Here is a 17,355-nt window from a genome sequence, read left to right on the forward strand (position 1 = left end):
CAAAATGCCATGGCAATGCGGCATGATGCTCCGGCTTCAATTCAATAACCGTGTTGCACTCAGCTCCTGCAACCGCCCTATATCGCCTTTCGAGCTTCCTCTTGTAGGCATTAAGTTTTCCCCGGAGCCCTTCGGGGAGCTCTTCAGGAATTGATCTATCCTTCAGCGGGACTCTGATTTCTATGGATGGCAAGAGGGAAAGCTGCTTTGCGAGATATATCGAGAGCTCTGCAGATGCCCGTTTAAGCAAGATGTGCCGCTCTTCGGGGAATAGATCGGCAAGATACTCTTGCACTTTGGATTCGGACTGATCGTGTGCATGACCAAGACCCGCCAGCAGGCTGATGAAGTGCGTCATCTCATTTCCCGAAGGTTTCCGGGAGCGTAGAGACTCTGCACACATTTTCAGCAGGCTGCCATCAGGTTGATTGCTCCAGCACTCGCTTGAGCGCTCTACATTGGAACGCATGCAGTGGTCAGGGGCAGGACCGCACCAAACCGCGCGCTGAAAGCGACCGCCACAAAGCTTGCAGTCCACGATAAGCGGCGGGCGCTTAGTCGTTCTTGATTTTTCCTGCATGGAGGTGCGATACCTTGGGGCCTACAATTTCTTCATCTGCGATGTTTTTGAGCTGCTTTGCACGGGAGGGCTTTGTGCGCTTGCCTTCACTCGGTACAGAGACAGCACCGTCGGAAGGCCGCTCCTCCACAACATCACTCCCTTGCCGTTGAAGTCGAATGACACCGTATCTGAACGGTTGTAGACGGCTTCTAAGCTCCTCGACAAACTCCTCAGATGCATCGGTGACATTGGTCTCAAAGAGATCGCCAGGGAGGCACTGCAATTCATTGCAGATAGCCTCTATCATCGAAAGACTCAGCGAAACATCGTCGGATCGAAATTTTCGACTGAGGGCGGTTCTGGTAATTTGCCATCCCTGGTTTTCAGTGAGCCGCTGAGCCATTTCCTCGAAGGTGTTTATGCCTGAGTCCTTCATCAGGACTTCCAAGCGATTGCCCAGCTTTATTTTCATTTATTTTCAATCCTCATCATCAAAAAAGCTGCTGAACAGGTTGAGCGGGGCATTTGCCTCGTTCGCGGCATCCAGCGGCGCAGGGTGGTAGTACCCTAGCGTTGTGTAGAGGTTTTTGTGTCGCATATATTTCTGCGCCACCTCTGCCGAGAAGACGCCAACCATATTGGTGCAGCCGGTATGCCTGAGAATATGCGGTGTCAGCTTATGGTGCATGAGCCCAGCTTTGACCGCCATGCTGTTAAGGCGAGTTCGGAAAGCGTTGGGGTTGATGACGCCACCGCGCTCACTGGGGAAAAGGAGATTGACAGTCGCATACTCTTTGTCGTCGTAGCGGCATAGCCCGTTCCCAGAATTTTTCCGGCGGAGGAGAATTTTTTGCCGAATGCTTGACAGATACCACATGAGCAGTTCGTAGATCTCAGGTTCACGCATCGGGATAGTTCCAGTGGAATCATTTTTCCCGGTGATGGTAAGAGTTCCGAAGTTCTGGAATGCCTTCATTCTCGGATCGTAGCTGGCCTTGAAATCATGCAGCTGAATGGTAACCAACTCTGATACGCGTAGAGCAAAATGGATTGCTATATGAAACATCACGCGATCACGTTGCAGCGGCAGGAGGGACTTACTGCGACTCGCATATGCTGCCTTGATATCGAAGGCAAACTGTTGGTCGATAGCATCAATTTCAGTCGGCGTCAGAGCCCAGGCTTTGGGACGGGCAGCATTTAATTTATGCCGCTTGACTGCAATACCATTTTCTTCTGTTACGAACTTGACTGGGCGGACCTTGAAGGTCGCCTGGATTTCATTGACCCGCTCCATATCGAGCATATAGGCCTGGAAGGAGCGCCAACCCGCACAGTAGACAGCCACCGTGGAAGGGGCCAGCTGCTGGCCGTCCTTGCTCATGCGCGACTCGAAGAAGCGGCTGACGTGGACGGGCTTGAGTTCCCAGGGGGCGACCTGAGCGTGGTTCAGCAAGCGGAAGAGATTGGAGGAGTGAGACTCGACGCTTTTCTTCTTCAATCCGTCCAGATGGAGGAGCTGGGCCTCCCAGTCACGGATCAGGTTGGTAGCGTACACCAGTGCTTCGCCGCCCAAGAAGCTCAGGCTGCGGGCATTGCCGACTGTTCGGCCACTCTGCTTAGTGGCTGAACTATTGGCTGTGCGCTTTAGGTTCACTACGTTCTCCATGCGCACAAACGTAGCCTAAGCGGCTCATTCGTGCAAGATTTGCACGAACAAATTTTAGCTCGGCTCGCTTCAGCTCATGGATTTTTGGAAAAAGCTCCTGAGCGTGCAAATCCTGCACGATAATAGTGGTGATATTGGATATAAAAAAAGACCCGGCAAGAGCCGGGTCAATAACCGTGATTAGCCTGATGAGGAGATAATCTGAAGAGTCCGACTGAATGGTCTCTTTAGCTTATCGGCTGATCTCGCGACCAGTTGAGGTAATAATAACAATTCTCATTTCATAGTCAACGCCCTTTTGAGAATTTTTCTCAGAAAGTTTTTGCCGAGCTCAGAAATGCAAAACCCCGGCGATGGCCGGGGTTAGTCGAGACCAAATGAAGGCTCAGGATTCGCCGGGCAGGCGCAGCTGAGTCACTTCCTTGTTCAGCAGGTCGATGCGTCGGGCCATGCTCTCGATCAGGCTGTGAGCGATGCGCGGGTTGCTCTGCATCAGGCTGAGGAACTGCTCCTTGGGGATCACCATGACCGTGCAAGGCTCGCTGGCGACCACCGTGGCGCTACGCTTCTCGCGCGTGAACACTGCCATGGCACCGAAGATTTCGTCCTTCTGCACGTCACCGACCTTCTGGCCGTCGACGTAGGCCTCGGCGTGGCCCTCGATGATGATGAACACGTGGTCGGCTTCATCGCCCTGGTGAATCAGTTCCTCGCCGGCCGCGAAATGCTGGAAGCCAGTGGCCGGACGGATCTCCGGTTGTTTCAGGCGTGCCAGTGCGTCGGACAACAGGGCAGTATGGCCGATCAGGTATTGAATGAACTGTTCCTGGCGCTGCTCGCTGGCATAGATGTGTTGGAACACTTCACTGCGCGAATAGGGAATCAGGCTGATAGGTTCTTCACTGCTGTAGCGGCAGGAGGGCAGATCGATGCCCTGACGCAGGCCGACCAGATCGCCCTCCTGCAGATAGAACAACGGGCGCTCGTCGACCAGCGCATGCAACAAGCCGTTCTCGATGATAAATAGCTGGTTGCCAGGCAGTACCTGAGCCAGGTCATCGACACGTTCCAGGCGCAGTGGCTCACCCGCGGGTTGCAGCCCTTCCAGCAACTGAGTGGGGATACTCTGTAGGCGATTGATCAACTGATCGGCGTAGGCCGGTTGCTCCCCGAGTAAATACATAACCGTAATTCCTTGAACTGGCTGGGCTGGCTGACCACACGAAGGTCCCTGAAACAATAGGCTGTGCGGCTCTTCGAGTAAATCACCTTGCACTGGTGTTGTGAGCTAGCTCTTGTTGTGGCTCTGGGCTTCGTCCAGCTTGCCGTTCAGTTCGGCCTTGTGCGCCGCAGGTAGCTCACTCCAATGCACATCGAGCAGCGCGCCCTCGATGGCGTAAAGCAGCACCTTGGAGGCACGGAAGCCACGCGCCCTGACCGCGCGATAGGCGCCGACAGCGCCATAGCGGCGCAAGTCGTTAGCGCTGTGAATGCCCACAGCGTGCAGCCACTGTGCCGAGGTCTTGCCCAGGTTCTTCAGGTGTTGCAGTTCGTCGTTCATCGGGCCTCCATGCGTGCGGGTGAAAGGTTCACGTTGGTGTGCCTGCCAAAAAGTGTAGTGGCCAATTGCCTGGGCCTGAGTGGCGCATACCGTGGTGGGTGCGCTGCTACTTGGTGCGATAACGCAGGCGCGTGCCGAAATTCACCGACATGAGAATTTCATCGGCGGTCAGTTCGACGGGAAAGTAGGCGCCGGAGATCTGTGCGTGGGCCAGGCTGGCGCCTTCGATCTTGGCGTTACGGAAGTCCAGGCCGCGCAGGTCGGCGCCGCGAAAATAGGCGTCGGTGAAGTTGATCGCGTCGGTGTCCATGTTGCGCAGGTCGAGCCCGCGAAAGTCGCCGCCAGACAGGTCGACTTCGACACCCTTGGGCTTCTGCGCATTGAAGCCCTTAACGTCGTCGTTATGCAGGAGGTGGTAGAGCGGATGATCAAGCTGGCGTGGCTGGCTCATGGCAGATACCGGTGGTGGTCTCACCGGCAGTATAGAAGCCCTGCCAGGGTTTGCCTGGCAGGGTGAAGCCATGGGTCAAGGGCGCGACGATAGTCAGATCCCTGGCAGACGCTGACGAATACGTTCGACCAGGCTGTCCAGGCTTGCACTGTCATGCGTGTCGACGCGCTTGCTGTGGCTCTGCTCCTCGTCGTCGAGCGGCTCGCGGCTGGTTTGTTGGGCCTGGATAACGTCCAGCGTCGCATCGGACGGGTCCTGGCCTTCGTTCTGGCGCTGCTCCAGCCAACTGGCGATGACAGCCTGCGGCGCATGGCAGTCGAGAATCAGGAACGGCACGCCAGTCTCTTCAGCGACTTCGCTGGCAGCCTGGCGTTGCGCTGACTTGAGATAGGTTGCGTCGATCACCACAGGAAAGCCTGCCAGTAGTGCCTGGCGCGCCAACTGGTGCAGGCGTTGGTAAGTCGCCTGGCTGGCATCAGTGCTATAGATGCCGGCGCTTAACTGGTCCTTGGCTTCGGCACTTTGCTCGCCGAACAGGCGCTTGCGCTCGATGTCGGAGCGCAGGCGAATGGTGCCCAGCGCTTCGACCAGGCGCATGGCGACATGGCTTTTACCTACAGCGGATACGCCATGGGTGATGGCCAGGAAGGGCGATGGAATGGCGCTGTAGCTCTCCGCCAGAGCGGCGTAGCCTCGGTACTGGCGCAGGATCACTGCTCGCTGCACCGAGTCCTGTTCCTGACCCAGGCGGAACAGCGCGACTTTGCCGCGAACCATGGCGCGGTAGGCCTTGTAGAAATTCAGCAGTTGCAGGGCTGCATAGTCGCCGGTGCGTTCCAGCCAGCCGCTGATGAAGCGGCGTGCCAGGCACTTGAGGCCGCGGTCTTCGAGGTCCATCGCGAGGAAGGCGATATCGGCGGTGACGTCGGTAAAACGGAAGGGTTCGTTGAACTCGATGCAGTCGAACAGCACCACGCGACCGTCGATCTGGGCGGCGTTGCCCAGGTGAATATCACCGTGGCATTCGCGGATGAAACCCTGCGTCTTGCGTTCGCTCAACAGTGGTTGCAGGCGTTCGTAGCTGGACTGAGCCCAGGCCTCGAGGGCGTCGAGTTGCTGCAGGTCTGCCTGCTCGCTGAGCATCGGACGAATCTGCTCGAAATTTTGTTGCACCGGAACCATTACCGCTTCGGCAGTGCCCAGCGGATGATCCTGCGGTACCTTCGGTGCGTTCAGGTGAAAAGTGGCGATCTGCTCGGCCAGGGCGTCGATATGGGCGTCGTTCAGTTCGCCGCGGGCCTGAATGGCGCTGAGCAGTTGCTCCTGCGGAAACTGGCGCATTTTCAGCGCATACTCGATGGCTGGCGTGCCGCCATCGAGGCTGGGGGCGTCTTCACTGCCGCTGATCGGCAACACGTCCAGATACAAATCCTTGGTCAAACGCTGGTTGAGGCGCAGCTCTTCTTCGCAGAAATGACGGCGTGCATCGAGCTCGGTGAAATCGAGAAAACCGAAGTTGACCGGTTTTTTGATCTTGTAGGCGTATGGGCCAGTGAGCAAAACCCAGGAAATGTGGGTCTCAATGACCTGAAACCCATCCACAGGGTGCGGATACAGGGCCGGGTTCTGCAATGCGGCAATCAGGGCTTGGCTCACGTTCGATCCTTGTTCTAGACGCTGTTCGAGCTGGGCATTATGGCCGCTGTGAGCTGCTCTGCAAACCATCCGGGCGGCCTGCTGGCCCCTATGTAAAGTGCGTATAATCCCGCCATGACTCGAAAACGCTCCCCCCGCTCAAACAAAAAATCCCGCTCGTCCGGCATGCGTCCCTGGCTGGCATGGGGCCTCAAGCTCGGTCTGGTTGGCCTGGTGATCCTGGCTGGCTTTGCCGTTTACCTCGATGCCGTGGTGCAGGAAAAATTCTCCGGCAAGCGCTGGACCGTGCCCGCGAAGGTCTACGCCAGACCGCTGGAGCTCTTCGTGGGCCAGAAATTGGCCAAGGATGACTTCCTGCGCGAACTCGACGCCCTGGGCTATCGCCGTGAAAGCACGGTCAATGGACCTGGCGCGGTATCGGTGGCGGGTAACAACATCGAACTTAACAGTCGCGGCTTTCAGTTCTACGAGGGCGCCGAGCCTGCACGGAAAGTCCGGGTGCGCTTCTCTGGCGATTATGTGGCCGGGCTGACCCAGGCCGATGGCAGCAATCTGGCGGTGGCGCGGCTGGAACCGATGCTGATTGGCGGGCTTTACCCGGCGCACCAGGAAGATCGCATTCTGATCAAGCTAGACCAGGTGCCGGCCTATCTGATCGATGCATTGGTGGCGGTAGAGGATCGCGACTATTTCGAACACTTCGGCGTATCGCCCAAGGGTATTGCCCGCGCGCTGTGGATCAACGCCTCCTCCGGTCGCCTGGTGCAGGGCGGCAGCACCCTGACCCAGCAGTTGGTGAAGAACTTCTACCTGACCAACGAGCGTACCCTGCTGCGTAAGGGCACCGAAGCGATGATGGCGGTGCTGCTGGAGCTGCATTACGACAAGCGCGAGATTCTCGAAGCCTACATGAACGAGGTGTTCCTCGGTCAGGACGGTCAGCGCGCCGTGCATGGCTTCGGTCTCGCCAGCCAGTACTTCTTCAGTCAGCCGGTATCCGAACTGAAGCTGGAGCAGGTCGCGTTGCTGGTGGGCATGGTCAAGGGGCCAACCTATTTCAATCCACGACGTAATCCCGAGCGCGCTCTGGCGCGACGTAACCTTGTGATCGATCTACTTGCCGAACAAGGTTCCATCACCCTGGAAGAGGCTGCCGCTGCCAAGCAGAAGCCGCTGGGCGTTACCACGCGCGGCAGCATGGCAGACAGCTCGTTCCCGGCGTTCCTCGATCTGGTCAAGCGTCAACTGCGCGAAGACTATCGCGAGCAGGACCTGACCGAAGAGGGCCTGCGCATCTTCACCAGCTTCGATCCCATCCTTCAGCTCAAGGCCGAAGAGGCGCTGGCCGAGACGCTCAAGCGCCTGGCCGGGCGCAAGGGCGTGGACGAGGTGCAGGCCGGCATGGTGGTGACCAACCCCGAGACTGGCGAAATTCAGGCGTTGATCGGCAGCCGCCAGCCGCGTTTCGCCGGCTTCAACCGAGCGCTTGACGCCGTGCGGCCGATAGGTTCGCTGATCAAGCCGGCGATCTACCTGTCGGCGCTGGAGCGTCCCAGCCAGTACACCCTGACCAGTTGGCTGGAGGATGAACCCTTCTCCATCAAGGGGCAGGACGGCCAGGTCTGGACGCCGCAGAACTATGACCGCAAGGCTCACGGCACCATCTACCTGTATCAGGGGCTGGCGCACTCCTACAACCTGTCTACGGCCAAGCTCGGCCTGGAGATCGGCGTGCCCAATGTGCTCAAGACTCTCGAGCGATTGGGCGTCGAGCGCAAGTGGCCGGCCTATCCGTCGATGCTGCTCGGTGCTGGAGCTCTGACGCCGATGGAGGTGGCGGGCATGTACCAGACCCTGGCCAACGGGGGGTTCAACACGCCGTTGCGCGGCATTCGTAGCGTATTGACCGCTGACGGTGAGCCGCTCGGGCGTTATCCATTCAAGATCCAGCAACGTTTTGATCCAGGGGCCATTTACCTGGTGCAGAACGCCATGCAGCGCACCATGCGTGAAGGCACGGGGCGTTCGGTGTACAGCCAACTGCCCAGCTCGCTGAATCTGGCGGGCAAAACCGGCACCAGTAACGATTCGCGCGATAGCTGGTTCGCCGGTTTCAGTCAGGATCTGCTGTCGGTGGTATGGCTGGGGCGCGACGACAATGGCCCGACCCCGCTGACTGGGGCAACCGGCGCCCTGCAGGTCTGGACCGGTTTCATGCGCAAGGCCGATCCGCTGCCGCTGGACATGCCGATGCCGGACAACGTTACCCAGGCCTGGGTCGATCGTCAGACCGGTCTGGGCTCGGCGTCGGGCTGCCCGAATGCGGTACAGATGCCTTATATTCGCGGTAGCGAACCTGCCCCAGGCTCCGCTTGCGGTATCCAGGCTCCGGTCGAGTCAGTCATGGATTGGGTCAAGGGTTGGTTGGAATGACGGCCGAGTCGAGTGGCTCGGTGTTACCTGAAGAGGATTGGATGTGAACAAGAAGTGGCTTGCCACGATGCTGGCAACGGCGGTTCTGAGTGGTTGCAGTACAGTGCCGCAGGGTTCGATTCCGGTGATCGATGCCGGGGCTCCGTTGTCGTCGGGCGGCTCTGGTCCTTCGACCAGCCCGAGTCCTGCAGCTACGCCGCAGCGTATCGAAGAGGATTCCGGAGTGGTGGTCATGGTGCCGCAGGGGGCAGTCTCGACGCCGTTGCAGACCGACTCGCAGCCGATCACCTCCAGTGGCGGTCTGACCTTCGATCCGCCCGTGAGCAGCCAGCCGTCGGTGCCCAGCCAAGGCAGTTACGGCTCTTCGGTGCCGAGCCAGCCCAGCGGCATTCCCAGTGGCGGTGGTGGCCTGGCGGCCGACGAGCAACTGGATGGTCCGGTTCTCGCGTTGCTGACCACCGCTCAGCAGCAGCAGGGCGGTGGTGATCTCAATGGCGCCGCATCCAGCCTGGAGCGTGCCCAGCGCATCGCACCGCGTGAACCGCAGGTGCTTTACCGTCTTGCCGAGGTGCGTCTGGCCCAGGGCGATGCCGCTCAGGCCGAGCAGTTCGCCCGGCGTGGCCTGACCTACGCCAATGGTCGTCCGGCGTTGCAGGCCAGTCTGTGGGATTTGATCGCCCAGGCGCGTGAGCGTCAGGGTGACCCGGCTGGCGCAGCTCAGGCCCGCGAGCGCGCCCGAGTCAATCTCTGATGAATGTGCGCGTCAATGCGTTGGCCGAGCACCTGCTGCTGATCGAGCGCGAACTGCGCGTGCAGGGTTGGTGGCAGGAGGAGGCACCGAGCGCCGAGGCCTTGGCCAGCGTGGAACCGTTTTGCGTCGATACGCTGACGTTCGAGCAATGGCTGCAATGGATCTTCTTGCCGCGCATGAAGGCGTTGCTGGAAAGCGGGGCCACTTTACCCTCGGTATCGGGCATTCAGGCGATGGCGGAAATGGTCTACCAGCAGCAGCCGAGCGTTGCGCGTCGGCTGCTCGAACTGCTTGGCGAGTTCGACCGCCTGCTCACGCGCACGCCATGAAAGCGTGCGCGTAACGCATCACTTGCAGTTTTCCGCGATGGATTTCTTCAGTTCGGTGATGCGTTCCTGCCGCTCGTTCTCGTCAATGCGACGAACTTCACCGCCATCCTCGATGCGAAGGCGAGGGTTGTTCTCCAGCTGAGCCAGGTTCGTGCGTGCTGTCTCGCAGTACTGCTTGCGCTCGGCTTCCTGCTTCGCCACATCTTCCTTGACCTTCTTGTCGATGGCCGCCTGCTCGGGATCGAGCTGCTCATCAAAACTGGGCGCCGGCTCACTGGGTGCCGGTCGGGGAGGTGGTGCTGCGGTATTGATGGTGGTGGCCTGTTGGCCCTGCGGAGGTTGCGCGCCGAAGTGGGTCACGCCCTTGTCATCTACCCACTTGTACACCTGGCTGGCCATGGCGGACGTGCTCAACGCGAGCATCAAGGTGCCAGTAAGAATCATGTGGCGCATGCTGTTTCCTTTATCGAGAGCGGCGGTGCTGATGGTTACTATAACCAAAAGCCGGCAATCTTCATCCTGCGCTGCGTCACAGCAGCAGGTTGAATAATAGGTTAGCCATCGCTTGACTTGCCCTCGCCGAACCCGAACAATCCAACCTTCCCCCGTAGTGGAGTCCGCCGCAAGCGTCCTTCAGCTCGGGGAAAAGAGGCGCTACCCGCGCCGAACCGTGACACCCGCAACGCGTTACCTCGCGCTGGGAGGGCCAGCCCCGCAAGACCATGGGCTGCTCCGTTACTCGTCAAGCTGATGTTTCGAATCCACGATCACCGTCGTGCGTGTCCGCTGACAGTAAGAACCTACTTAGGGCTGCCCGTTGGCGGGTGGCATACTGGCGTTCAAGAGGTGAACAACGTGGAGCTTTTATCCGGCGCTGAAATGGTCGTCCGCTTCCTGCGTGACGAAGGCGTTAAGTATATCTATGGGTACCCTGGTGGTGCTCTCCTGCACATTTACGATGCCCTGTTCAAAGAACCGGAAGTGACTCACATCCTGGTGCGTCATGAACAGGCAGCGACCCATATGGCTGACGGCTATGCCCGCGCCACCGGCAAGGCCGGTGTGGTGCTGGTGACCTCTGGCCCTGGCGCGACCAATGCCATCACCGGTATCGCGACTGCCTACATGGATTCCATTCCGATGGTGGTGATCTCCGGCCAGGTGCCGAGCGCCATGGTCGGCACCGATGCCTTCCAGGAAACCGACATGGTCGGTATTTCCCGCCCGATCGTGAAGCACAGCTTCATCATCAAGCACCCGTCGGAAATCCCTGAGGTGCTGAAGAAGGCGTTCTATCTCGCCGAATCCGGCCGTCCCGGTCCGGTCGTGGTCGACATTCCGAAAGACATGGGCGACCCGACCCAGAAGTTCGAATACGTCTATCCGAAGAAGGTCAAGCTGCGCTCCTACAGCCCGGCGGTACGCGGTCACTCCGGCCAGATCCGCAAGGCGGCCGAGATGCTGCTGGCCGCCAAGCGTCCGGTCATGTATTCCGGCGGTGGCGTGATCATGGGGGGCGCCTCTGCGCCGCTGACCGAGCTGGCGCAGATGCTCAACCTGCCGGTGACCAACACCCTGATGGGCCTCGGTGGCTATCCGGGTACCGACCGCCAGTTCATCGGCATGCTCGGCATGCACGGCAGCTACACCGCCAACCTGGCCATGCACCATGCTGACGTGATTCTGGCCGTCGGTGCGCGCTTCGATGACCGTGTGATCAACGGCGCGGCCAAGTTCTGCCCCAACGCCAAGATCATTCACATCGACATCGATCCGGCTTCGATCTCCAAGACCATCAAGGCTGACATCCCGATCGTTGGCCCGGTGGACAGTGTGCTGAGCGAAATGGTCGCCATCCTCAAGGAGATCGGCGAAACCCCGAACAAGGACACTGTTGCCAGCTGGTGGAAACAGATCGAAGAGTGGCGCGGTAGCGGCCGTCTGTTCCCTTACAACGAGGGCGACGGTTCGATCATCAAGCCGCAGACCGTGATCGAAACCCTGTGCGACGTGACCAAGGGCGATGCCTTCATCACCTCCGATGTGGGCCAGCACCAGATGTTCGCGGCGCAGTACTACCGGTTCAACAAGCCCAATCGCTGGATCAACTCCGGTGGCCTGGGCACCATGGGCTTCGGTTTCCCGGCCGCAATGGGCATCAAGCTGAACTTCCCGGAAGCCGATGTGGCATGCGTCACCGGTGAGGGCAGCATCCAGATGAACATCCAGGAGCTGTCGACCTGCCTGCAGTACGACCTGCCGGTGAAGATCGTCAACCTGAACAACGGTACCCTCGGCATGGTCCGCCAATGGCAGGACATGCAGTACAACAGCCGTTATTCGCACTCCTACATGGAGTCGCTGCCGGACTTCGTCAAACTGGCCGAGGCGTATGGCCATGTCGGTATGCGCATCACTTCGCTGAAGGACCTCAAGCCCAAGCTGGAGGAAGCCTTTGCCTTGAAGAATCGCCTGGTGTTCCTCGACATCGCGGTGGATTCCAGCGAGCACGTCTATCCGATGCAGATCAGAGACGGTGCGATGCGTGACATGTGGCTGAGCAAGACGGAGCGGACCTAAGATGCGACACATCATTTCCCTGCTGCTGGAAAACGAGCCGGGCGCCCTGTCGCGCGTGGTTGGTCTGTTCTCCCAGCGTAACTACAACATCGAAAGCCTCACCGTTGCGCCAACCGAGGATCCGACGCTGTCGCGCCTGACCCTCACTACCGTTGGACAGGATGAGGTGATCGAGCAGATCACCAAGAACCTCAACAAGCTGGTCGAGGTAGTCAAGCTGGTCAACCTGTCGGAAAGCGCCCACATCGAGCGCGAGCTGATGCTGGTCAAGATCAAGGCCACTGGCGCTCAGCGTGCCGAGGTCAAGCGTACTACCGACATCTTCCGCGGCCAGATCGTGGATGTGACCAGCAGCGTCTACACCGTGCAGCTGACTGGTACCAGCGACAAGCTGGATAGCTTTATCCAGGCCGTTGGCACTGCATCGATCCTGGAAACTGTACGCAGTGGCGTCACCGGTATCGCGCGTGGCGACAAGGTACTGAGTATCTGATCGTCATGGTGAAGAAAGCCCCGCCTGGTGCGGGGCTTTTTATTGCCTGAAATTCAGCGCTGGCGATTCCAGAAAGCGGCGATCAGCGGGTCCTTGAGGCGTTTTTCCAGCGCGAAAAGACCAATGTCATAAGCGGTTAGCGGTGGCTGAATGTCGTATATGCGAATGCGTGCGGTCAGTGGGCTGTTGTCCAGTACGATCTGCGGCACCACCCCGATACCGAAGCCCAGGCTGACCATGCTGACGATCGCTTCGTTGCCGCTGACCTGGGCATAGATGCGCGGCTTGATGTTGTGGCTTTTCAACCAGCGATCGGTGCGTGTCCGTGCCAGGCCTTCTTCCGAAAGAATCATCGGCACGTCTTTCCAATTATCTGCCGTTGGATTCTTTAGTTGTTCCTCGTTCAGCAGTTGGGGCGCTTGGGGGCCGATAAAGCGTAAGTCAGAGCGCGTGATCGACTGAAACTTGACCCCGGCCGGCAAACTGTCGGGTAGGGCGCCGATGGCCAGGTCTTCCAGCCCTTGTTGCACGCGCTCCACTGCTTTCGCGGGATCGCCGGTATGCAGTTTCATTTCGATGCGCGGGTAGTCCTGGCGAAAGCTGCTGAGGATGTCGTAGAGGAAGCTGTAGCTCGCGGTGACCGAGCAGTACAGCGACAACTCGCCGTGCAGATTCAACTGGTCCTGCATGAAGGTCTGGCGAATCGCCTGCCAGCCATTGATGACTTCGCTCGCGTACTCGCGAAACTGCTGGCCCTCGCGGGTCAGGCGGACTGAGCGGTTGTCGCGAACGAACAGCGCAGCGCCGACTTCGTCCTCTAGCTGCTTGATGCTACGGCTGAGCGCAGAAGGGCTGACATGCTGCTCGCGGCTGGTTCGACCGAAGTGCAGGTTGTCAGCCAGGGAGAGAAACAGCCTGAGGGAGTGACTGTCCATTTGTATTTTATAAATCGGCATGTGGTGTTGCAAATATATCATTTTACGCAATGGTTCGAATCACTTAAGGTCTCTCTGTCGCGGTGCTCCGCACCCCATCCTTTTCGATACACAAGAGCCAAGAACATGAAAGTTTATTACGACAAAGACTGTGACCTCTCGATCATCCAGGGCAAGAAAGTTGCCATCATCGGCTACGGCTCCCAGGGCCACGCTCAGGCGTGCAACCTGAAAGACTCCGGCGTCGACGTCACCGTCGGTCTGCGTAAAGGCTCCGCTACCGTTGCCAAGGCTGAAGCCCATGGCCTGAAAGTCGCTGACGTGGCTTCCGCCGTCGCCGCTGCCGACCTGGTAATGATCCTGACCCCGGACGAATTCCAGGGCCAGCTGTACAAGAACGAGATCGAGCCGAACATCAAGAAGGGCGCCACCCTGGCCTTCTCCCACGGCTTCGCCATCCACTACAACCAGGTCGTACCGCGTGCTGATCTCGACGTGATCATGATCGCGCCGAAGGCTCCGGGCCACACCGTTCGCACCGAGTTCGTCAAAGGCGGCGGTATCCCTGACCTGATCGCTGTTTACCAGGACGCTTCCGGCAATGCCAAGAACGTCGCTCTGTCCTACGCTTCGGGCGTTGGCGGCGGCCGTACCGGCATCATCGAAACCACCTTCAAGGACGAGACCGAAACCGACCTGTTCGGCGAGCAGGCTGTTCTCTGTGGCGGTACCGTCGAGCTGGTCAAGGCCGGTTTCGAAACCCTGGTCGAAGCTGGCTACGCGCCGGAAATGGCCTACTTCGAGTGCCTGCACGAACTGAAGCTGATCGTCGACCTCATGTACGAAGGCGGCATCGCCAACATGAACTACTCGATCTCCAACAACGCCGAGTACGGCGAGTACGTCACCGGCCCGGAAGTGATCAACGCTGAATCCCGTCAGGCCATGCGCAACGCTCTGAAGCGCATCCAGGACGGCGAATACGCCAAGATGTTCATCAGCGAAGGCGCCACTGGCTACCCGTCGATGACCGCCAAGCGTCGTAACAACGCCGCTCACGGTATCGAAGTCATCGGTGAGCAACTGCGTTCGATGATGCCGTGGATCGCTGCCAACAAGATCGTCGACAAGGCCAAGAACTAAGGTCTGCGATGTGCGAAAGAACGCGGCTTTATGCCGCGTTTTTTCATTCTGGGGCGAGGCTTCTGGTATAAAGCCAGCTCGCTGATTGGCGAACTGAGTTCAGTCGTCCCGGTCGAAATTTGTCAAACCCGTTGCAAGGTGCTGTTCATGAGTGAAGGTCCCGAGGATCAAAAGCCGGCTGGCGATAATCTGGAAAGCCTGCTGCCGATCGACGAGCACATAGAGGAAGGGCAGGACGCGGAAGGGCGCAAGGTGCGTCACCGTGGTATTTATCTGCTGCCCAATCTGTTCACCACGGCAAACCTGTTCGCCGGTTTCTACTCCATCATCAACGCGATGAACGGCAACTTTTATGTGGCTGCTGCCGCTGTGTTCGTCGCCATGGTGCTCGATGGTCTGGACGGCCGCGTGGCGCGTTTGACCAACACGCAAAGTGCCTTCGGCGCCGAGTACGACTCGCTTTCCGATATGGTGGCCTTCGGCGTTGCGCCAGCTCTGCTGGCATTCGAATGGGCACTGGGTAGCATGGGCAAGGTAGGCTGGATGGTCGCCTTCATCTATGTTGCTGGCGCGGCATTGCGTCTGGCGCGCTTCAATACGCAGATCGGCAGCGTCGACAAACGTTACTTCATCGGCCTGGCCAGTCCGGCTGCTGCGGGTGTGGTTGCCGGTACGGTGTGGGCGTTCAGCGACTTCGGTATCAAGGGCTCGAACATGTCCTTTGCCGTGGCGCTGCTGGTCGCTGCTGCAGGGTGCCTGATGGTCAGTAACATCAAGTACTACAGCTTCAAGGACCTGGATCTGAAAGGGCGCGTACCTTTCGTGGCCATTCTGGCCGTGGTGCTGGTGTTCGCGGTGGTGTTCAGCGATCCGCCCCGTATCCTCCTGCTTATCTTCCTCGCTTACGCAGCCTCCGGTCCGATTCAGTACCTGCTGCAATTGCGTCGTCGTAAATCTGCCTGATGCTGTAATTTCTCCTGCACTCCGTGGTCTACAGTTCGTTTCTCGAACTGTAGTCGCGGAGTCGCCATGCTCATCCGAGTACGTCCCTCTTCTCGGGCTCTTGAGTCCGAAGTCACCCCGGAATCCGTTTACCTCTCCCGTCGCAAGCTGATGCAGGGCTCGCTGGCGCTGGCTGCGATGGCGGCTATGCCTGGTTGGGCCGGTGCCGAAGCTCAAGGGCGCTACAGCGATGTCGAGCCCGCCAAGGCGCCAGGCTGGTTCGAAGAGAAACTGGCGGCCACGCGCTGGCAAGCGATTACGGCTGAAGGTGAAAGCATCACGCCGTTCAAGGACGCGACGCACTACAACAACTTCTATGAGTTCGGCACAGGTAAGGGCGATCCGGCGGCCAATGCCGGCAAGCTGCAGGCTGAGCCCTGGACGGTGATGGTCGATGGCGAGGTGGGCAAGCCGGGGCGCTATGCCATCGAGGATCTGGTCAAGCCGCATGCGTTCGAAGAGCGTATCTATCGACTTCGCTGTGTCGAGGCCTGGTCCATGGTCATTCCCTGGTTGGGCTTTCCTCTGGCCGAACTGCTTAAGCAGGTCGAGCCCACCTCATCGGCTCGTTATGTGCGCTTCGAAACGCTGGTCGATCCTGAGCGCATGCCGGGCCAGCGCTCGGGGTTCTCTCTGATCGATTGGCCTTATGTCGAGGGTCTGCGTCTGGACGAGGCCATGCATCCGTTGGCCTTCATGGCTATCGGCATGTACGGCCGAGTGCTGCCGAACCAGAACGGCGCTCCCTTGCGTCTGGTGGTGCCTTGGAAATATGGCTTCAAAAGCATCAAGTCCATCGTACGTATAAGCCTGGTCAACGAGGCGCCTAAAACTACCTGGGAGCGCATTGTTCCGAATGAGTACGGCTTCTATGCCAACGTCAACCCGCAGGTGGATCATCCGCGCTGGTCTCAAGCAACCGAGCGGCGTTTGCCCAGCGGGTTGTTCAGCCCCAATGTGATCGACACCCGGATGTTCAATGGCTACGAGGAGGTCGCTGACCTCTACGCGGGCATGGATCTGGCGAGGTACTACTGATGCGCTATAGGCTCTGGCGCGTCGGCGTATTCCTGGCTGCATTGGTACCGCCGCTGTATTGGCTGTATTGCGCCGTCTCCAATTTGCTGGGGCCTGACCCCGGCAAGGTGCTGGTGGATAACCTGGGACTCGGAGCCCTGATCCTTTTGTTGATCACCTTGGCAATGACGCCGCTGCAGCAGTTGACCCGCTGGAGCGGTTGGATCGCCGTACGTCGGCAGTTAGGTCTATGGTGCTTTGCCTACGTAACGCTGCACCTGTCCGGCTATGTGTTGTTTATCGCTGGGGTGCGCCTGGACCTGGTGCTCCGCGATCTTACCGAGCGCCCCTACATCATCGTGGGGGCACTGGCCTATATAGGCTTGCTTGCCTTGGCCGTTACTTCCAACCGCTTCAGTATCAGAAAGCTGGGCCGTAAGTGGAAGGCGCTGCATCGCCTGGTTTACGCGATCCTGCTGCTGGCTTTATTGCATATGCTCTGGGTGGTGCGGGCTGATCTGGGGGAGTGGCTCGCTTATGCGTTGATCGGTGGCGCGCTGCTGCTGATGCGCCTCTCCGCTGTAGCGGGCGCATTACAGAGAGCAGGCGTCCTTTTTCGAGAGTCCAAAGAAAATTGAAATATAAGCTTGACGCACGTTCTGCTGGCGGTAGAATGCGCGCCACTTCAGCGATGAGGCGCTTCAAAAACTTCTTGTTAATCAATAAGTTAAGTTGAATGAAGGGCTTGCAAAGCTGGATCTGGCGTGTAGAAT

18 protein-coding genes are annotated in these 17,355 nt (G+C 58.9%); 9 read left to right on the forward strand and 9 right to left on the reverse strand.

Features of this window, described 5'->3' with window-relative positions; translation table 11 throughout:
• The 7 genes from EGJ86_RS23810 to EGJ86_RS23840 form a co-directional block, all read right to left on the reverse strand.
• The coding region (locus tag EGJ86_RS23810; RefSeq protein ID WP_148100096.1) for a hypothetical protein at window positions 1-358 on the reverse strand (358 nt) is incomplete at its 3' end.
• A gap of 196 nt (window positions 359-554) precedes the next feature.
• Window positions 555-1,034: a helix-turn-helix transcriptional regulator gene (locus EGJ86_RS23815; RefSeq protein ID WP_033989492.1), complete on the reverse strand. Its 480-nt coding sequence runs from the start codon at window positions 1,032-1,034 to the stop codon at window positions 555-557.
• Window positions 1,035-1,040: 6 nt separating this feature from the next.
• Window positions 1,041-2,219 carry a site-specific integrase gene (locus tag EGJ86_RS23820; protein WP_232015663.1) on the reverse strand — a complete coding sequence of 393 codons (1,179 nt, stop codon included), beginning with the start codon at window positions 2,217-2,219 and terminating at the stop codon, window positions 1,041-1,043.
• 397 nt (window positions 2,220-2,616) lie between these two features.
• A complete protein-coding gene (locus EGJ86_RS23825; protein ID WP_125836860.1) occupies window positions 2,617-3,414 on the reverse strand; it encodes a cyclic nucleotide-binding domain-containing protein in 798 nt (265 codons plus the stop codon).
• A gap of 105 nt (window positions 3,415-3,519) precedes the next feature.
• Window positions 3,520-3,792 carry a TfoX/Sxy family protein gene (locus EGJ86_RS23830; protein ID WP_099526068.1) on the reverse strand — a complete coding sequence of 91 codons (273 nt, stop codon included), beginning with the start codon at window positions 3,790-3,792 and terminating at the stop codon, window positions 3,520-3,522.
• A 106-nt stretch (window positions 3,793-3,898) separates the two neighbouring features.
• On the reverse strand, window positions 3,899-4,243 hold the full coding sequence (locus EGJ86_RS23835) for a pentapeptide repeat-containing protein (protein WP_099526067.1): 345 nt from the start codon (window positions 4,241-4,243) through the stop codon (window positions 3,899-3,901).
• Window positions 4,244-4,336: 93 nt separating this feature from the next.
• Entirely contained in the window at window positions 4,337-5,899 is a 1,563-nt protein-coding gene (locus tag EGJ86_RS23840) for a bifunctional aminoglycoside phosphotransferase/ATP-binding protein (protein WP_125836861.1), read from the reverse strand.
• A 114-nt stretch (window positions 5,900-6,013) separates the two neighbouring features.
• Here EGJ86_RS23840 and mrcB point away from each other — a divergent pair, with 114 nt between their 5' ends.
• From mrcB to EGJ86_RS23855, 3 genes are all read left to right on the forward strand, one after another.
• On the forward strand, window positions 6,014-8,332 hold the full coding sequence (mrcB, locus tag EGJ86_RS23845; protein WP_125836862.1) for a penicillin-binding protein 1B: 2,319 nt from the start codon (window positions 6,014-6,016) through the stop codon (window positions 8,330-8,332).
• Between the two features lie 67 nt (window positions 8,333-8,399).
• A complete protein-coding gene (locus tag EGJ86_RS23850) occupies window positions 8,400-9,083 on the forward strand; it encodes a M48 family metallopeptidase (protein ID WP_041980760.1) in 684 nt (227 codons plus the stop codon).
• Window positions 9,083-9,412, forward strand: a complete 330-nt coding sequence (locus EGJ86_RS23855) for a YqcC family protein (protein ID WP_013716953.1) — start codon at window positions 9,083-9,085, stop codon at window positions 9,410-9,412. The genes EGJ86_RS23850 and EGJ86_RS23855 overlap by 1 nt, the downstream gene beginning before the upstream one ends.
• A gap of 18 nt (window positions 9,413-9,430) precedes the next feature.
• Here EGJ86_RS23855 and EGJ86_RS23860 read toward each other — a convergent pair whose 3' ends face one another.
• The gene (locus EGJ86_RS23860) at window positions 9,431-9,865 is read right to left on the reverse strand and encodes a DUF4124 domain-containing protein (protein ID WP_003462834.1); all 435 of its coding nucleotides are present in this window, start codon (window positions 9,863-9,865) and stop codon (window positions 9,431-9,433) included.
• A gap of 402 nt (window positions 9,866-10,267) precedes the next feature.
• Here EGJ86_RS23860 and EGJ86_RS23865 point away from each other — a divergent pair, with 402 nt between their 5' ends.
• Together EGJ86_RS23865 and ilvN are read left to right on the forward strand one after the other, a co-directional pair.
• Window positions 10,268-11,992, forward strand: a complete 1,725-nt coding sequence (locus EGJ86_RS23865) for an acetolactate synthase 3 large subunit (RefSeq protein WP_125836863.1) — start codon at window positions 10,268-10,270, stop codon at window positions 11,990-11,992.
• Window position 11,993: 1 nt separating this feature from the next.
• Window positions 11,994-12,485, forward strand: coding sequence for an acetolactate synthase small subunit (ilvN, locus tag EGJ86_RS23870; protein WP_003462832.1), 492 nt, complete (start codon window positions 11,994-11,996; stop codon window positions 12,483-12,485).
• Window positions 12,486-12,538: 53 nt separating this feature from the next.
• Here the strand turns inward: ilvN and ilvY are convergent, their stop codons facing one another.
• On the reverse strand, window positions 12,539-13,420 hold the full coding sequence (ilvY, locus tag EGJ86_RS23875) for an HTH-type transcriptional activator IlvY (protein ID WP_099526062.1): 882 nt from the start codon (window positions 13,418-13,420) through the stop codon (window positions 12,539-12,541).
• A gap of 126 nt (window positions 13,421-13,546) precedes the next feature.
• Between ilvY and ilvC the strand changes: the two genes are divergently transcribed.
• The 4 genes from ilvC to msrQ all read left to right on the forward strand — a co-directional run bounded on the left by ilvC (window position 13,547) and on the right by msrQ (window position 17,220).
• Window positions 13,547-14,563: a ketol-acid reductoisomerase gene (gene ilvC, locus EGJ86_RS23880; protein ID WP_037001483.1), complete on the forward strand. Its 1,017-nt coding sequence runs from the start codon at window positions 13,547-13,549 to the stop codon at window positions 14,561-14,563.
• A gap of 147 nt (window positions 14,564-14,710) precedes the next feature.
• Window positions 14,711-15,526 (forward strand): CDP-diacylglycerol--serine O-phosphatidyltransferase, encoded by an 816-nt coding sequence (gene pssA, locus EGJ86_RS23885; RefSeq protein WP_026088416.1) that lies wholly within the window; start codon window positions 14,711-14,713, stop codon window positions 15,524-15,526.
• Window positions 15,527-15,592: 66 nt separating this feature from the next.
• Window positions 15,593-16,603 (forward strand): protein-methionine-sulfoxide reductase catalytic subunit MsrP, encoded by a 1,011-nt coding sequence (gene msrP, locus EGJ86_RS23890; protein WP_125836864.1) that lies wholly within the window; start codon window positions 15,593-15,595, stop codon window positions 16,601-16,603.
• Complete coding sequence (msrQ, locus tag EGJ86_RS23895; RefSeq protein WP_125836865.1) at window positions 16,603-17,220, forward strand: protein-methionine-sulfoxide reductase heme-binding subunit MsrQ; 618 nt, start codon at window positions 16,603-16,605, stop codon at window positions 17,218-17,220. The genes msrP and msrQ overlap by 1 nt, the downstream gene beginning before the upstream one ends.
• Window positions 17,221-17,355 lie beyond the last annotated feature (135 nt).

The organism is Pseudomonas sp. o96-267, from assembly GCF_003935465.1.
Lineage (GTDB): Bacteria > Pseudomonadota > Gammaproteobacteria > Pseudomonadales > Pseudomonadaceae > Aquipseudomonas > Aquipseudomonas sediminis.

What these genes read in the sequence shown, in the direction of transcription:
- mrcB (WP_125836862.1), top strand. Translation starts at nt 6,014, where the DNA reads ATGACTCGAAAACGCTCCCCCCGCTCAAACAAAAAATCCCGCTCGTCC.
- ilvC (WP_037001483.1), top strand. Translation starts at nt 13,547, where the DNA reads ATGAAAGTTTATTACGACAAAGACTGTGACCTCTCGATCATCCAGGGC.
- msrP (WP_125836864.1), top strand. Translation starts at nt 15,593, where the DNA reads ATGCTCATCCGAGTACGTCCCTCTTCTCGGGCTCTTGAGTCCGAAGTC.
- EGJ86_RS23815 (WP_033989492.1), bottom strand. Translation starts at nt 1,034, where the DNA reads ATGAAAATAAAGCTGGGCAATCGCTTGGAAGTCCTGATGAAGGACTCA.
- msrQ (WP_125836865.1), top strand. Translation starts at nt 16,603, where the DNA reads ATGCGCTATAGGCTCTGGCGCGTCGGCGTATTCCTGGCTGCATTGGTA.
- ilvY (WP_099526062.1), bottom strand. Translation starts at nt 13,420, where the DNA reads ATGGACAGTCACTCCCTCAGGCTGTTTCTCTCCCTGGCTGACAACCTG.
- pssA (WP_026088416.1), top strand. Translation starts at nt 14,711, where the DNA reads ATGAGTGAAGGTCCCGAGGATCAAAAGCCGGCTGGCGATAATCTGGAA.
- EGJ86_RS23855 (WP_013716953.1), top strand. Translation starts at nt 9,083, where the DNA reads ATGAATGTGCGCGTCAATGCGTTGGCCGAGCACCTGCTGCTGATCGAG.
- EGJ86_RS23830 (WP_099526068.1), bottom strand. Translation starts at nt 3,792, where the DNA reads ATGAACGACGAACTGCAACACCTGAAGAACCTGGGCAAGACCTCGGCA.
- EGJ86_RS23850 (WP_041980760.1), top strand. Translation starts at nt 8,400, where the DNA reads ATGCTGGCAACGGCGGTTCTGAGTGGTTGCAGTACAGTGCCGCAGGGT.
- EGJ86_RS23860 (WP_003462834.1), bottom strand. Translation starts at nt 9,865, where the DNA reads ATGCGCCACATGATTCTTACTGGCACCTTGATGCTCGCGTTGAGCACG.
- ilvN (WP_003462832.1), top strand. Translation starts at nt 11,994, where the DNA reads ATGCGACACATCATTTCCCTGCTGCTGGAAAACGAGCCGGGCGCCCTG.
- EGJ86_RS23835 (WP_099526067.1), bottom strand. Translation starts at nt 4,243, where the DNA reads ATGAGCCAGCCACGCCAGCTTGATCATCCGCTCTACCACCTCCTGCAT.
- EGJ86_RS23825 (WP_125836860.1), bottom strand. Translation starts at nt 3,414, where the DNA reads ATGTATTTACTCGGGGAGCAACCGGCCTACGCCGATCAGTTGATCAAT.